Annotated in this window: 8 protein-coding genes; 5 read left to right on the top strand and 3 right to left on the bottom strand. The window is 39.8% G+C overall.

Annotated features, from left to right (window positions below):
* Window positions 1-141: 141 nt before the first annotated feature.
* The 3 genes from HGR01_RS30955 (at window position 142) to HGR01_RS30945 (ending at window position 4,293) form a co-directional block, all read left to right on the top strand.
* Window positions 142-576: a CAAD domain-containing protein gene (locus HGR01_RS30955; protein WP_045868402.1), complete on the top strand. Its 435-nt coding sequence runs from the start codon at window positions 142-144 to the stop codon at window positions 574-576.
* A 777-nt stretch (window positions 577-1,353) separates the two neighbouring features.
* Complete coding sequence (locus HGR01_RS30950) at window positions 1,354-1,761, top strand: hypothetical protein (RefSeq protein WP_045868403.1); 408 nt, start codon at window positions 1,354-1,356, stop codon at window positions 1,759-1,761.
* Window positions 1,762-2,046: 285 nt separating this feature from the next.
* Window positions 2,047-4,293: a cation:proton antiporter gene (locus HGR01_RS30945; RefSeq protein ID WP_045868404.1), complete on the top strand. Its 2,247-nt coding sequence runs from the start codon at window positions 2,047-2,049 to the stop codon at window positions 4,291-4,293.
* Window positions 4,294-4,724: 431 nt separating this feature from the next.
* Here the strand turns inward: HGR01_RS30945 and HGR01_RS30940 are convergent, their stop codons facing one another.
* Window positions 4,725-10,115 carry an ATP-binding sensor histidine kinase gene (locus HGR01_RS30940; RefSeq protein WP_309227613.1) on the bottom strand — a complete coding sequence of 1,797 codons (5,391 nt, stop codon included), beginning with the start codon at window positions 10,113-10,115 and terminating at the stop codon, window positions 4,725-4,727.
* 404 nt (window positions 10,116-10,519) lie between these two features.
* Here HGR01_RS30940 and HGR01_RS30935 point away from each other — a divergent pair, with 404 nt between their 5' ends.
* Complete coding sequence (locus HGR01_RS30935; RefSeq protein WP_052335070.1) at window positions 10,520-11,380, top strand: SGNH/GDSL hydrolase family protein; 861 nt, start codon at window positions 10,520-10,522, stop codon at window positions 11,378-11,380.
* On the opposite strand, the gene HGR01_RS30930 is transcribed toward HGR01_RS30935, so the two are convergent.
* Both HGR01_RS30930 and HGR01_RS30925 read right to left on the bottom strand, forming a co-directional pair.
* Entirely contained in the window at window positions 11,377-12,939 is a 1,563-nt protein-coding gene (locus HGR01_RS30930; protein WP_045868405.1) for a metallophosphoesterase, read from the bottom strand. The two genes, HGR01_RS30935 and HGR01_RS30930, sit on opposite strands and share 4 nt — an antisense overlap.
* Window positions 12,940-13,057: 118 nt before the next feature.
* Entirely contained in the window at window positions 13,058-14,026 is a 969-nt protein-coding gene (locus HGR01_RS30925) for a YegS/Rv2252/BmrU family lipid kinase (RefSeq protein ID WP_045868406.1), read from the bottom strand.
* A gap of 461 nt (window positions 14,027-14,487) precedes the next feature.
* Here HGR01_RS30925 and HGR01_RS30920 point away from each other — a divergent pair, with 461 nt between their 5' ends.
* The gene (locus HGR01_RS30920; RefSeq protein WP_045868407.1) at window positions 14,488-16,089 is read left to right on the top strand and encodes an AAA-like domain-containing protein; all 1,602 of its coding nucleotides are present in this window, start codon (window positions 14,488-14,490) and stop codon (window positions 16,087-16,089) included.
* Window positions 16,090-16,309: the final 220 nt, after the last annotated feature.

Raw genomic sequence — 16,309 nt, 5'->3', positions numbered from 1 at the left:
AGTCTATAATCAAAGAAAAATTTTCCTTGATTATAGACTTTTGAATAAAAAATTAGGTAATTTTTATAGAATAAGTACTATTATTATTAGGGAAGCTCCATCACCTATAAAAACTGTTGTGTTACCGAACATATAAAACTTATGGAAACCCAAGAACAGCCAATTGAAGTAGCCAATTCTAACTCAGCAGAAGGGGCAATAGCTCTTACAGGGGCAGACAATCAAAACTTACCAAAGCTACCACCTGCTAAAAATTCTAATTCAGAATTGCAGGAAATTTTGAGCAATGTTTCTGATTTTTTGGCAAATTTGCCAGAATATTTAGGCAGCTTTTATCAGCAATACCAGCAGCCTTTGGTGACCATCATTTTAATTTTGTCAGCGATTGTCACACTCAAAGTAGTATTAGCAATCCTGTCTGCAGTCAATAGTATTCCTTTAATAGCACCAACTTTTGAGTTGATTGGAATTGGTTATACAGGTTGGTTAACCTTCCGTTATCTACTCAAAGCCAACACTCGACAAGAATTAGTTGGAGAAATTAACCAGTTTAAAGCACAGATTTTGGGTAAATAAGTACCGCAAACCCCATTACTGGGTGCTGAATGCTGTATAGGCTTCTGCGGGTACTCTTTCTCCGCAGGAGTACGCCATCATATAGCTACTGCGTTGGGCTACTTTGAGTAACGCACCATCCACGCGATGGTGCGTTAGGTTACAGTAATTTTATTTTTACTTTATAAATAACCATGTAGTAGCGTGTCTAGACTAAAATAGTGCATTGCTCAAACTCTTGTGGGATGGGCATCTTGCCCGTCCTGGGCGGACAAGATGTCCACCCCACAAGAAAATTATATTGCCACATTTTAGTCTTGTCAGTCCAGTAGGATGCGTTAGCAGCGAGAGTACGGCATCAACTGAAATTTTTTCAAAAATCACATCGGATTTCTATATTATTTATTATTTTTATTAGTCCAGTAGGGTGCGTTAGCAGCGAGAGTAAGGCACCTCTGGCAATGCTTTTCTTGCGTTACGGATGCATTGCAAATAGTTTTTCAATTTATCTAATATCAATTCAAATAATGTTTGTGACATATCAATATATTCTAGAGGGCAAGGCAATGCCTTGCCCCTACAGTTTGTCGCATTCTTTTTTCAAATTGGGATAACATTTCTCAAACGCTGTGAAATGCAGCAAAACCTTTGAAATTATCAATCAAGATATATCTTTTGATAGAGTAAATACTTACTCATGCAAATTAATTCCCTTCTCAAGATAGTATCCTTATCCTTTTTGAAACCGTAATCTAATCAAAGAAGTAATGAACAAAATGTTTTAACGAGGACAAGATTATGAGTAATAAAGATTTTAATAGAGCAATAGACTCTTCAGATCGCGTTGAATCTGATGTATATGATAGAGGTATTGTTCCAGCAGAAACCGCTGCTCGTAAAGAAAGAGAAGGAGACTTATACAAAACACTCCCCACAGAAGAAAGAGAAGCCAGCGCTCCTACTGACGACCAAACTGAGGGCGATAGTATTCGTACCACCGATGGCTACACTGTAGATAAAGAAGGTTTATTAAACAACTATGCAGTTGAGCCAGAAATGTATTATGAAGTTCCTGGCGATGCACGTCAAGAAGTCGAACAAGACATTGCCAACCGTTCAGAAGAACTAATAGAAGCGAATGAAGATAAGGAAGGTCAATTAACAGATAAGGATGATGTTCGCGGTAAAGGGCCAGGAATTGTCTAGCATTGTTGCTGTCAAATTTCTCTAAGTTTTCTAGGGGTACTGTAAGTTGAATGATGAGGGGTTTTCCTCATCATTATTTTTATGTAAAGTCATTGATTTTATTATTAATAATCTCATCCATTGGCATTCAATACTTGTCTGTTGGTTAAAGGAAAAAAGGGGAATGGGAAAAGGGAAAAAAACCTTTAACCCTTAACCTTTAACCTTTTACCCACAACCAATTTTGAGTTCAAAATCCTTAACCGAGTAGTATTGCATTGGCATTATTCAAACACCACTGAAAACATGAATCAACTGCTAAACTTGTTATTCGCCTCTAGTGCATTACCAGCAAAAGGTTTAATTAAACCTCTTGGTCATCATGAGTTGCTATTAGTGTTGCTGGAATTAGCTTTACTACTGCTAGTGGCTAGAGGTTTGGGCGAATTTATGCGTCGGATTAAGTTACCACCAGTGGTAGGCGAATTACTCGCTGGGGTACTATTAGGCCCATCAGTATTCGGTTGGATTCTGCCAAATTTACAGCATCATATTTTTCCTAAAAGTCAGGCGCAGTCTGATTTGCTTTCGGTTGTTTCTTGGTTAGGTGTGCTGTTCTTACTAATTGTCACAGGATTAGAAACCGACCTTAACTTAATTGTTCGCAAAGGCAAAACAGCATTACTAATTTCCTTGGGGGGGATTATTATTCCCTTTGCAACTGGATTGGGATTAGGTTGGTTTCTCCCAGAAAGCTTTTTAGCAAATCCTGAGCAAAGGTTAATTTTTAGTTTGTTTATTGCTACGGCGATGAGTATTTCTGCTGTACCAGTCATTGCTAAGGTATTAATGGACTTAAAGCTAATTCGCCGGGATATTGGTCAGGTGACTCTAGCTGCGGGAATGACTGATGATACCTTAGGCTGGATTTTGCTTTCGGTAGTTTCTGGTTTAGCAACCAGTGGGAAATTTGATTTTCCTACAGTATTTAGGTCAATTGGTGGTGCAGTACTATTTTTAGCGATCGCTTTTACTATAGGGCGATCGCTCATGGCTTGGGCGCTACGCTGGGTAGATGATTATATTGGTGGCGCTACAGCTAGTTTGTCTGCTTTGTTGGTGTTGGCGTTAAGTGCAGCCGCTTTTACCCACACCTTAGGAATTGAAGCCGCATTAGGAGCATTTGTCACCGGAATTTTAGCAGGACAATCACCCCGTTTTAGTCGTGAGGCGGGTTTAACTCTGGAATTAATCACGGCTGGGTTTCTCGCGCCGATTTTCTTTGCTACAGCAGGATTAAAGGTAGATTTAGTACAATTATTGGTTCCGCAAACCTTTGTAGTGGGTTTGGTGGTGTTAGCGATCGCTTGTGTTGGTAAATTTAGTGGTGCTTATCTCGGTTCGCGTGTCGGTGGATTAAGCCACTGGGAAGCGATCGCAATGGGATCGGGAATGAATGCGAGAGGCGCGATGGAGATTATCGTCGCTACCATTGGGGTTTCCTTGGGCGTACTGAATCCGCAGATGTATTCCATTATCGTTATGGTGGCGATCGTTACCTCATTGATGGCTCCGCCTTTGCTACGTTGGTCACTTTCCAAAGTCTCCATCGGTGAAGAAGAAGCCCAACGCTTAGAGCAAGAAGAACTCGCTAGCCGCAGCTTTATCAAGCGCATTCGTCGGATATTAATACCCACTCAAGGCGGGCCGAATGTCAGATTAGCGGCTCAGTTAGTCAACCATTTAGCACATCAAAATTCTTTGGAAGTGACAGCTTTATACGCTAAAAGCGATCAACAGCCTCTACGTAAATCAGTAAAAGCTGTCGCAACTGCTGTTAAAGATAATACAGCAGAAAATGCTATTGCTATCGTAGCTAACGAGATGAATCTTCCTAGTGGTTCACTAATTCAGACCAAAGTTGAATCAGGACAAAACAAAGCGGATGTGATTTTAAAAGAAGCCAATAAAGGCTATGACTTGATTGTTTTAGGTGCAACCGGAAATCAACGTTCTCGTGGTTCTGTATTCAACTTGTTAGTTGATCGAGTAGTGCAGGAATCTCCTTGCGCCACAATGGTAGTGAAGTCAAATTTATCGACAAATGAGCCAACTGGTTATCATAAACTCGCTCATATTTTAGTACCCACTAGCGGGAATGAATACAGCCTACACGCTGTGGAAGTGGCGAGTACAATTGCTGCTCAAACTGGAGCAACTGTAACTTTAGTCAATGTCGTCAACCGAACTCAGCGCGAATATGTTTTATTTGAGGAGCAGACAATTGATTCTATTACAGACATTGCTAAACAGATTGTGCAGCAGCAAGCTGAGGTGGGGCGAGGATTTGGTGCTGAGGTAAAAACAGCAATTTTGGCTGGTATTCCAGAGTTTGAAATTCTTAAATATGCTCATACTAAGCAAGTAGATTTAATTGTTTTAGGTAGCAGTATTCAAACAATCACAGGTCGAGTATTCTTTGGTCATCGGGTTGATGCTATTCTCAATAAAGCACGGTGTCCGGTGGCTGTAATTACTGTGCGTAGTAACTAAGGGATTTGCAACATTTGTCAGTTATTAAAAAAGCCAGATCAATTGGGGGATTCTCCCCCAAACCCCCGATTGGGTGACGGTTGCGTCCCCCAAACCCCCTCCAAAATTATTGTTCTGCTTTTTTGTTAAGTAACTGTTTTTTTTGGTTTTGTTATCAATTAATTTTCTTAACTGATACCAATTTGAAAAAAGAATGCGACAGATTGTAGGGGCAAGGCACTGCCTTGCCCTCTAGAATATATTGATGTGTTGCAAACATTATTTGATTTGGTATGAACTGTATTTCCTAATAAGTATTCATGCAAAATTAAATATATATTTGTCATTGCGAGTGGAGCGTAAAGCCTTCGGGAACGCCAAGGGCCAACGTAATGACATAAATAATTTTGCGTAAGCACTTATAAATTCAAAATTCAAAATCTAAAATTGTCTTAATTTAATGGGAGATGAATCACAAATTCTGTACCTTGACTGGGAGAAGAATTACACTCAAGAGTTCCACCATGTTTTTCGGTAATAATTTGCTGACTGATAGATAATCCTAACCCTGTACCTTTACCTTCAGGCTTAGTAGTAAAGAAAGGGTTAAAAAGTAGCTGCTGTACTTCTTGTGACATCCCCAATCCGTTATCTGCAATCCTAATTACTGCATATTCATTTTCTACTGTTGTTTGAAGATGAATCATGTTGGGTTGTTGCTCTAAATCTTGATAATTTTTACCTTCATTAGCTTCTTCTAAAGCATCAATGGCATTTGCCAATAAATTCATAAATACTTGATTGAGTTGTCCCTGATAACAGGGAACTTTTGGTAAATCACCATAGTTTTTCACCACCTGAATTGCGGGACGATTAGCTTTTGCTTTCAGCCGATGTTGCAGAATCATTAATGTGGTGTCTATACCTTTGTGGATATCACTCAGCTTTCTTTGTCCATTATCATTGCGAGAATAATTCCGCAAAGATTGCATAATATCTTTGATGCGATCGCTTCCTAGCTGCATGGAACCAATCATCTTTGGCAAATCTTCTAGTAAATAATCTATCTCAATGTTTGTTCCGTGTTCTTGAATCACACTCGGCGGATTTGGGTAGTGCTGCTGGTATAAATTTAAGTGAGCAATCAAATCTGCAATATACTGTTCAGCATAGGAGAGACTACCACTGATGAAGCCCACAGGATTGTTGACTTCGTGAGCAACACCAGCTACTAATTGTCCTAAAGAAGAGATTTTTTCAGTTTGTACGAGTTGCGCTTGAGTACGCTGGAGTTTTTCGAGGGATTGTTGTAGTTGTTGGGATTTTTCTTGCTCGCGCGCGTAAAGGCTAGCGTTTTCAATTGCGATCGCAGCTTGGGTTGACAACAGCTTGAGAATTTCTAAGCGATCGCTAGTAAAGGCATCGGTAGTTAAGTTATTCTCTAGGTAAATTATGCCAATCAATTTACCTTGATACAAAATTGGCGTACATAGCACCGATTTTGGTTGATGCTGAAGGATGTAAGGATCGGTGCTAGCAATACTCGCTTGGCTAGCATTACCTAAAATTAAAGTTTGCTGGGTTCTAGCAACATAATTAATTAAGGAAGAAGGGATATCTGCACTGTTTTCTACAGGCGTAGATTGCATAATAATTTCAGAATCGTTTTGTTCTTTATCAATAGCTTTGATCAGTAGCTGACCCTCTTGTTCTAAAATTAAACAACCCTTTTGAGATGCAACATTTTCTAATAAGATGTGCAGCAGCTTTTTCAGGAGATGATCAAGAATAATTTCACTGGAAATGGCTTCTGCTGCTTTCATCACCGTTGCCCAGTCTAGGATATTGTTAGTGCTGTGAAGATGATTTGTAGTTCTAGCTATGTTCTGGTGAGTTGTGATTGATGTTAAGCAATCATCAATGATTCCTTGATGACTTTTAGATCTAACTTGAGTTCTAGGAATCAAATCAGCATAGCGTTTTTCTAAGTCTGTTACCTTAGCGATCGCTCCCCATTGAATGTAACCATAATAAGCCTCTGTCATAAAAGTTTTGGCAATTTTAGTTTTACCTAAATCCAAGTAAAACAATGCAGCACGTTCATTTGCTAAAGACTCTTCTTGAATGTAGCTATTTTCAGCAGCGCCACTAATAGCCAGATCATACAAGTTCATGGCTGCTAAAACTTTTCCTTGAACTCGTGCGATTTCTGCTGCTACTAAATCATATTTATGTTGAAAGTTACATGGTGCATATTCTGCCCAATGCTTGAGCTTTTGTTGATTAATTTCTACTTGTTCTAAGGTTTTTTGTTGTTGGTCTACTTCCATATTGTTATAGTTAGCTAATAGCGCCAAAGAATAGTAGAAGTAGTAAACAGAAGCCAACATAATTCCTAAAGTCGCTCTTTGATAAGGAGCAGCTTTTTGACTATAATGAATAGCTTGTTCATATTCTGCAAAGATATACAAAATTATTACCTTCGCAATATAAGCTGCAAAAAGTCCTTGATAGTACTTAGGTTGCTCAAACCAAGGAACAATATTTTCCTCAGTAAAAATCTCTCCGTTTAAATTGGCTGGTTTCTCAACTACACCCTGAAGATTGACAACTAATTGTCCCCAAATCCTGGCATATCTCATATAAGGCTGCTGCTTGAGTTTTCGCAGTAGCTCAATATATTCATTTTGGCGCTGGTTAACTAATTCTAAGTTTTCTCCTGAGAGAAATAGTTGCGTACAATAAGCAATCACAGTTAAACCAGCATGAGCAATATTGCCAACTTCTAAGCCGCTATTAATACCTTTAATTAAGGGATTAAATGTAGATTTGATATGTTCCTTACCAGGTAAAGCATAGGTACTAACTACCATATAAACTTTAACTTCTAATTCTTTGGCAGGATATTGTGCTAATAAACTAAAAGCAATTTGTCCTGAGTGATAAGCAGCAGCCGGATCGCCAATAATCGATTGCAAAAATGCAGTATACGCACCATAAACATAAGATGCCAATGGTGAATGCCCATGTTCTAAGCATAGATTCACCATTGTTAAGACTATTTGGGGATAAATATCTGGTGCAGATTGATAAGCAGCCGCAGAAATTTTGCTGAGAATGCGAATACTTGCTAAATGACATGGATCTGTCATTTCTGGGAAAGTTGCTAAATCTGACAGCAATGGGAGTTGCGGTAAACTGTGGCGATCGCCTGTATATTTAACTAAAGTAATTCCTAGCATTTCTACTGCCTGTATCCCCACTTTTACGCCTTGAAATTGTTGGGATTGGGCAATATTCATGTCTATTATGAGTTCATAAACTTTGACTAAATCGAGTAAATTAGCTGCTTGTTGAATTACAATATCTGATAGTTTTTGTGCTACATCAAAGTTAGTGATTAAATACTCTGCTTCTGCACCTTCAACATAGGTATCCAAAGCCAAATTATATTGAGATTGCCAACAATCTTCAGCTAACAATCCTCTAGCGATTCGCAAATAAATTACCGCAGGTTCATGGGCGGCGGCGGCTTTGGCTTTATGTCCAGCAGTTAAATTCAATTGAGCCAATTCATCTTTTTTTGACTGTGTAGTAAAAAGTTCTATGGCGTAATTAAATTGATTGACAATATCAAAAATCTGAGACTCAATTTCGGCTTTTGATTTACTTTGCAGCAGTAATTGACCAATTTTAAAGTGAGTTGCTTGCTTCTGCGATGCTAAAATTAGTGAATATGCTGCTTGTTGTACGCGATCGTGCAAAAAACGGTAGGTAATTTGCGAATTATCAAACCCCATCATCTCCAACTCTTCATCGGCAAATAGTAGGGGGATGCTGTATTCATTACTCAAAGGCAAAATTAATCCCGCCTGTAAAGCAGGTTCTAAAGCAGCAGCCACCAGGAGCGATCGCTGTTCGCTGACTGTGGCTAAAATATTTAAACTGAACCGCGCACCAATACAAGCGGCTAATTTCAGAGTATTTTGGGTAGCGGCTGATAACTTGGCAATATTACCCGCTAGCAACTCTACAACACTTTTATCTGCAATTCCTGTAGCTTGAATTTGTTGTAAATCCCATTGCCAACAATTTTGAGTAAAATCAAACTTGAGTAGTTGATCGTGGTGTAAGGTTTTTAAGAGTTGAGTGAAGAAGAAGGGATTACCTTGGGTTTTGTTGAAGAGTAATTCTGCTAAAGATGAGCTATTTTTCTCATCATTTAAAGTATCTGATAAAATTTGCTGTACATGGTTCAACCCCAAGGGATACAGCACAATATTATTGATGATGGTTCCGGCTTGAGAAATCTCTTCTAAGGTTTTATTTAAAGGGTGACTAGCAGTTACTTCATTATCTCGATATGCTCCAATTAGTAACAGATATTGAGTATCTGAGTTAGTCATTAACACTTGAATGAAATCAAGGGAAGCAGAATCAGCCCACTGCAAATCATCCAAAAAGATGACTAGAGGATGTTCTTTTTGGGTAAAAACTTGAATAAAATCTTGAAATACCTGATTGAATCGGTTTTGCGCTTCTTTTAAACCTAACTGCGGTACTAAAGGCTGTTTGCCAATAATCCGTTCAACTTCAGGAATGACATCAATAATTACTTGTCCGTTACCATTCAAAGCTGACAGCAATTTCTGTTTCCACAGTTCTAATTGAGCATTGGTTTCTGTCAGTAACTGTTGGATCAGACTTTGTAACGCCTGAATTAACGAAGCATAAGGAATATTACGCTGAAACTGATCGAACTTACCACGGATAAAATAACCCCGTTGGCGAACAATCGGCTTGTGAACTTCGTTGACTAAGGATGATTTACCAATCCCCGAGTAACCAGATACCAACACTAACTCAATTTGCGATTGTAATGCTGCTACCCGCTCAAACGCAGATAGTAGCATAGATACTTCTTGTTCCCGTCCGTAGAGTTTTTGGGGAATAAGCAGATTTGCTGTGCGATCGCGTTCTCCAGGGGTAAATTTTGATATTGTCCCCTGAGTTTTTAGTTGTGCTAAACATAATTCTAAATCTGCCAATAGCCCAGCCGCAGTTTGATAGCGATCTTCAGCATTCTTCGCCATCAGTTTGGCGACAATCTCAGAGATAGCTTGTGGTATTTCTTCTCTTCTACCTTCTAATTTTGGTGCTTGTTTGGCAATATGATAGTGAATTAACTCTAAGGGGTCATTACTTTGAAAGGGTTGTTGTGCTGTGAGTATTTCGTAAAATGTCACTCCCAATGAGTAAAAATCACTACGGTAATCGACAGAACGATTCATGCGTCCTGTTTGTTCTGGCGACATATATGCTAGAGTCCCTTCCATATGGTTGGGATTGCTAATTTGGGGAGTTTCCTGATCCAACCGGGAAGCGATACCGAAGTCGGTGAGTTTCACCTGCTGGGATTGAGGATTGATGATGATGTTAGCTGGCTTAATATCTTTGTGGACAATGTGTTGTTGATGTAGAGAATCTAATGTTGTGGCTAATGCAACTGCGATGTTCAGGAAACAGAGAAGAGAAGGTTTTTCTGTGGAAAGCCATTGTTTGAGACTAATACCGCCAAAGTCTTCGCAAACCAGAACTAAACGATGTTCATAGTTTTCGATGCCATAAACTTTAACCACACCTGCTAAATTTAAATTTTCGCGAATTTTATATTCTTGTTTGAGTCGAAAAATCTGTTCTAGGCTAGGGTTGTCAGCTTTCAGTACTTTGAGAATTACTGGTTGTTGCTTCGTCTGGGAGGTTCCCCTGTAAAGTATGGTGTCTATCCCCTCATGAACAACTTCTGTGATTTCATACCCTAGTATCCCGAACAATGGCGACACAATATTTTCCCTGCTGATATCATGATTTTTATATATCTAGATTTCCCGTGGAAGAGAGTTAAATAACTATAGCCAGTAAAAATATAAATTAGTCTGCCAATCACTCAATAAGTTTAAGAGTTATTTATAAAGTAAACATAAAATAACCGTAGGATGGAATGTCACTTACTTTAGCGAGATTTAGATCCCCGACTTTTTCAAAAAGTCGGGGATCTGGGCAGCAACTTTTGCTTAAGCACCTCTGCATGGATGGTGCCCTGCGGCTAAATTTCATTGTCTCTAAGCCCCATTAATAGCCAAAAATCAGCATTCCCCGCCAATAAACCTATTTTTAAAATTTCTATGCTATACCTGTAGCGAAATTATGATTCAGTTTGTTAATTATCAGGAAGTATTGCATAGATATGACACAGCAATTCCACAAATCAGAGCTAAAACACTTCAGCAATCTTTATGTTTTTGGTGATAGTTATTCCGATATTGGCAATGCTTTCAATACTACTGGTGGTATTCTAGCTGCACCGCCCAACTATCATGGGCGATTTTCTAATGGTCTGCTGTGGATTGACTATCTCGCAGACAGTTTAAAATTAAGCATACAACCAAGTACAGAAAATAGCGCCAGTAATCACGGGATCAATTTTGCAGTTGGAGGCGCAACCACAGGTACAGAAAATTTATTTCCGGCTGTAATTCCTGATTTACCAAATTTACCAGGATTGCAACAACAAATAGATTCATATACCAGCCGCAAGCCGCATATTCAGCCAAATGCACTATATATTATCTGGGCTGGGGCTGCGGATTATGCGCCATTTGTCAATGGTATTCCTAAATATAGTGACACTATTACTACTATCGCCAATATTTCTACAGCCATACAAAATTTAACTGCATCAGGTGCCAGAAATATTTTATTAGTTAATGTTATTGATATTGGAAAAACACCTCTAGCACCAGAAGTAAATCAGATTACAAATTCCCATTTAGTGACTCAATTAGTAGAAAAACATAACGCATCTTTGCAAGAAATTGCCTATACTTTTGAAGACAAAATTAATTTAATGTTGTTCGATGTCAAGTCTGTTGTGGATGACGCGATCGCACATCCGCAAAAATTTGGCTTCACAAACACAACTCAAGCTAGCTCCCTGGTAGAATCTAGCAATCCAGATGAGTATGTATTTTGGGATCAAGTACATTTCACAACCAAGACTAATAAATTAATCGCGGATGCAGCTTTAGCCATCTTATCCAAGCGCTAAATCTCAAAGGGTTCAATTTCGCGATCGCACCATTGTCGCTGATACCATTCAGCCACTAAGGGACGGACAATAAATTTAGGCTGGCCTTCGCCTTTAACATCAATTCGCAAACAAGAGTAAGGTCTGTGTTTGTTGAAACCCTGGCCGCTGCGTCCGATGAACAGCTGCGATCGCGCTACTAATTTCTCGCCATCCGCCATCATTTCCTGTAACTCTGGCCCTTCTTCCCGTTGGCGACGCAAACTAAAACCGCTACCACCGCAAACAATCCAAGGAATATGGGAATCAGCGTGTCCGGTGTCTGCGGTTTGCAGATATTCTAGACAATGGGCGTGACCGTTAATAACTAAATCTACTAAAGGACGGCCCTCAGTTAGAGAACCTAATTTTTCTGCTACTGCATCTAACACTCCACGCAACCGAGTACGCACTGCTAGAGTTTGCGCTTGTTCCCATTTTGTCGCTTCAGTCACGTAGGGGGGATGGTGAAAATAAATTATCCTGCCGCGCACTTCTTTATTGTGCCAAGATTCAATTAGCTTTTGCCTTAGCCAATCTAGCTGTTCGATATCAGTTAGTACTATTTTGTTACTGTCGAGTTGCTTTTCTATATCAACAATAATTTCTTCAATTTGGGTAAGTTTAACTTGTAAATCGTCTAATTGTTCCGCATCCTTAGGATTGCTGGGACTTAGCAACGCTGAGGTGGCTGTAATTTGCTGCTTTTCTTGTTCTAAACTAGCGCGGCGTTTCTCTAAAATTCTGCGATCGCTATTGCCTTCTTGAGTGTTAGGCAGTGGTGGCGGATCGTTAAATGTATTAGAATCCAGTGCGAAGAAATCTATACCACCATAGCGAAACGTATAATAGCGGTTTGGCAAGCGAGTAAAGCTTCCCGGCTGGTAAGAGAGACAGCGACCGCTATCTGTATTTGCAGTGTAATATTTATCTAAATGATTAGCTAAATCTACCGGAGATTGGATACCGCAGAGATAATCTAAAAATGCTCTGGCATAAGCTTCACCCGTCCCTGAACCATACAAACCCACATCTAAATCCAGCCGCGATTTTAACAACCGCCGAATAGGTAATGTAGTCACCGAAGCTATACCAAATAAAATTGGCAGATTATAGTAATCATGATTTCCCGGTACAGGTAAAATCGGCAACTGAAAAACCATTTTGTCATAGGGAATCTTTTTCGGCTGTTCTCCCCCCACCAGAAACTCCTGGTAAGGCTGGATAAAGTTTTGTTGATAGTACTCCCTCGACCCCACCAAATAAATCACATCGCCAGTATGCAACATGAAACGACATTCATCATGGTGGGGTAACATCAATTCCGCTACCCGTCTTTGCGGATCATGTCCCTTATGTGTCCCGGAACCACTATCACCCACAACCAAAAACGAAAACTCCCCATCATCCGCGTGACCATCATCCAGAACCAAGCGAGTTTGGTCAATCCCGCGTTCCAAAATTAACGGGTCTTGCCATTTTACCCGTTGCTGCATCTTACTAATTTTTTTTGCGATCGCCGGATCAGAAACTAGTTTCAATAGAATTTACTCCTCAAGTGGGCATGGGGCATGGGGCGTGGGGCATTGGGCAAAAGTCAAAGGTCAAATACAGTTCTTAATTTTGAATTTTGAATTTTGAATTTTGAATTGTTTATCCCTATTCCCCCGATTCCTTCATCTCAATTACCAAATTGGGTAGTCCATCTAACTTCTCAACTGGTACTTCTTCTTCTTCCTGGGGGATAAAAAGCGTCAAACCGCCGGGGACGCATTTGACTTCAATGGGGGTTGTGCCGATGATTTCGCCATCTAAGACTACTTTTTGTGGTGGTTCTGTGGTGATTTTAAATTGTTTGGCGCGGAGGTAGCCAATATCATCACGTTCCACTGGATGACCTGCTGAAGCAGTTTGAAAGAGGTGATATGTAGCTGCGATCGCACCTGCTTTATTCACGGGGGCTACAATCGTTAAATCCAGTAATCCATCATCATAAATAATCCCAGCTGGCCCTTGCGCTAATACGGAAGTCGGCGGTGCAGCATTGGCTACAGTGACAGCCGCAGCACTAGTTTTGATGATTTTGTCTTCTGTCTCAATTTCCACATCAAAGCTTTCTAACTCCCGCAATTGCTGAAGTCCGGCGAGAACATAGGCCATAATCCCAAAGCGATTTTTGGCTTCTCTATCTGCCTTTTCTACGGTTTCCGCTTCAAAACCCACGCCTACCAGCAACACCATTGGCAAATCGTTGCAGTAGGCTATATCTACATTGCGCGTTGCACCTTGCAAGATAGTCTCACAAGCAGCTTCAATGGTGTCAGCAATGCCTAAAGCTGTGGCAAAGGCGTTCGCCGTACCTCGTGAAATAATCCCTAAAGGAATCCCCGTATTAACTACAGCAGCAGCCGCCGCCGAGAGAGTCCCATCACCCCCCGAAGCAATAATTTCATCTACACCACGCTGAACTGCTTCCTGTGCCAGTTTGTCAGCACCAATTTCTTCGGTAGTAAAGTAAACATCTAAGTCTATTTCTGGTTCTAATAATGCACGAATTTGATTGAGTTCTTGTTCTGAGTCTCCCTGACCAGCAACAGGATTAAAAATAAGACAGGCGGAACGCTTCATATAAATAAAAACTTAATAACTAATCTCATTAAAATATCAAAATTATTCATAACATACCTAGAAAATTCTCTCTTCCTCCTGACGACAGGTTGCCGATTTAAATAATTGGGGAAAGGGGAAAGGGGAAAAGGGGAAAGGGATTGAATTTATATTTGATGTTTGAGCAAAACGTTTTAGATCCCCCTAAATCCCCCTTAAAAAGGGGAGCCACTGCGTTGGGCGGGTTCCCCGACTTGTAGCAAGTGGCGTGGACTTTCAGAGGTTTTGCCCCCCTTTTCAAGGGGGGTTGGGGGGATCAACAAGTGGTGAAAATCATAACCAATTACTTTTCAAACAACCCTTCACCTTTCACCCTTCACCCTTTCCCCTTCTTGTAATAGATTCCGAAAAACCGCATACTCAAAATGTATATATCTGCCAGTTTAGCCTAGTTTTTAGGCTTATCCGGTGCAAATTGCATAATGAGTGATTATAATCAAACTCTGAAAATCCTGCTTTTATCCGCAAATCCCAAAAATACCCATCCACTGCGTTTGGGTGAAGAGATGCGCGAAATTAAGGAAGGATTGAAAAGGTCAAAGAATCGTGACCAATATTCCATAGCTACAGCAGAAGCAGTACGTTACAGAGATATACACAGAGCTATTTTAGAATACGAACCGCAGATTATTCACTTTTCTGGGCATGGAACAGGAGAAGAAGGTTTAGTATTTGAAGATGAATCTGGTCAAATTAAATTAGTTGATGCAGAAGCTTTAGCTGGGTTATTTCAACTATTTGCTGACCAAGTAGAATGTGTTGTACTCAATGCATGTTTTTCTCAATATCAAGCTGGGGAAATAGCAAGACATATTAATTATGTTGTCGGTATGAGTCAGAGAATTGGCGATAAAGCAGCTATTGAATTTGCAGTGGGTTTTTATGATGCGCTGGGTGCAGATAAAGGTTATGAGTTTGCTTATAAGTTAGGTTGTAGCTTGATTCGTGTAGCTGGCATAGCAGAAAATCTCACACCTAAATTAATTACCAAATCAGATACAGCATCATTAAATTCTGCAGCAGAGACAACGACAATATATATAGAAAGACCGCCAATTGAGGCGAAATGTTATGAAGCAATTTTGCAACCTGGGGCGTTAATTCGCATTAGGTCACCGCAGAGAATGGGCAAAACATTGCTGTTAGAGAAAGTCCTTAATCATAGTAGACAGGAAGGTTATCGAACAGCAAAATTAGATTTAAAACTGGCTGATAGTGAGATTCTATCTGACGCAAAGACATTTTTACAATGGTTATGTGTTGATGTTGCTGATAGCCTGGAATTAGAACCGCAATTAGATAAATATTGGCAAGATGTTTTTGGATTAAATAAAAACTGTACTCGATATTTTCAAAAATATTTATTAGCTGCTAGCGATAGTCCTTTAGTATTAGCTATCGATAATTTTGAGCGCCTGTTTGGATATCCAGATATTTTCCCTTCATTTTGTTTATTACTGCGGGGATGGTATGAAGCAGCTAAACAAGGAGATAAAATTGGTAATCTCTGGAAGAAACTGCGATTAGTTGTAGTTCATTCCACAGAATCATATCCTACTTTAGATACTAATCATTCTCCATTTAATGTGGGATTACCAATTGAGTTATCGGAATTTAATCTCCAACAAGTAGAATTTCTTACCCAGCAATATGAATTAGCAGATAAGTTAGGTACGCAAGCCTTAAGTGAGTTGATGAAGTTAGTAGGAGGACACCCTGATTTAATCCAGCAAGCAGTCGCTTACCTGCAAAATCCCCAAGCTACTATAAAAGAACTTTTGCAACTTGCGCCAACAGAACAGGGAATTTTTAGCGACCATTTGCGACAGCAATTATGGCATTTACAACATAATTCTCTGCTTGAGTTAGGGTATAAACAAGTAGTAATGGCGAATGCACCCGTTAGGTTAGATACTGAGGTAGCATTCAAGTTACATAGTTTAGGATTGGTAAAACTTTCAGGTAATGATTGTGTTCCCAGTTATGAATTATATCGTCAGTATTTCGCAGTGCGTTTAGGGTAATATCGGGAGTATTCCAAATGTGTAAAGACAGCTCTTGTCATTGCGAGGAGGAACGACGAAGCAATCGCAGCAGCTAGACTTTGCGATTGCTTCACTCCACTTCGTTACGTTCGCAATGACAGTCAAAAAAATGGGATGCTCTCCGATACCAAATGACCAATGACAAATGACAAATAACCAATGAGCAATGACCAATGACAAATAACCAATGAGCAATGAC

This window comes from Tolypothrix sp. PCC 7712 (assembly GCF_025860405.1).
Taxonomy (GTDB): domain Bacteria; phylum Cyanobacteriota; class Cyanobacteriia; order Cyanobacteriales; family Nostocaceae; genus Aulosira; species Aulosira diplosiphon.
This window is presented reverse-complemented; position numbering and strand designations above follow the sequence as displayed.

Coding starts and splice junctions, on each gene's coding strand:
- HGR01_RS30945 (WP_045868404.1), top strand. CDS start 2,047: ATGAATCAACTGCTAAACTTGTTATTCGCCTCTAGTGCATTACCAGCA.
- HGR01_RS30935 (WP_052335070.1), top strand. CDS start 10,520: ATGACACAGCAATTCCACAAATCAGAGCTAAAACACTTCAGCAATCTT.
- HGR01_RS30950 (WP_045868403.1), top strand. CDS start 1,354: ATGAGTAATAAAGATTTTAATAGAGCAATAGACTCTTCAGATCGCGTT.
- HGR01_RS30920 (WP_045868407.1), top strand. CDS start 14,488: ATGAGTGATTATAATCAAACTCTGAAAATCCTGCTTTTATCCGCAAAT.
- HGR01_RS30925 (WP_045868406.1), bottom strand. CDS start 14,026: ATGAAGCGTTCCGCCTGTCTTATTTTTAATCCTGTTGCTGGTCAGGGA.
- HGR01_RS30955 (WP_045868402.1), top strand. CDS start 142: ATGGAAACCCAAGAACAGCCAATTGAAGTAGCCAATTCTAACTCAGCA.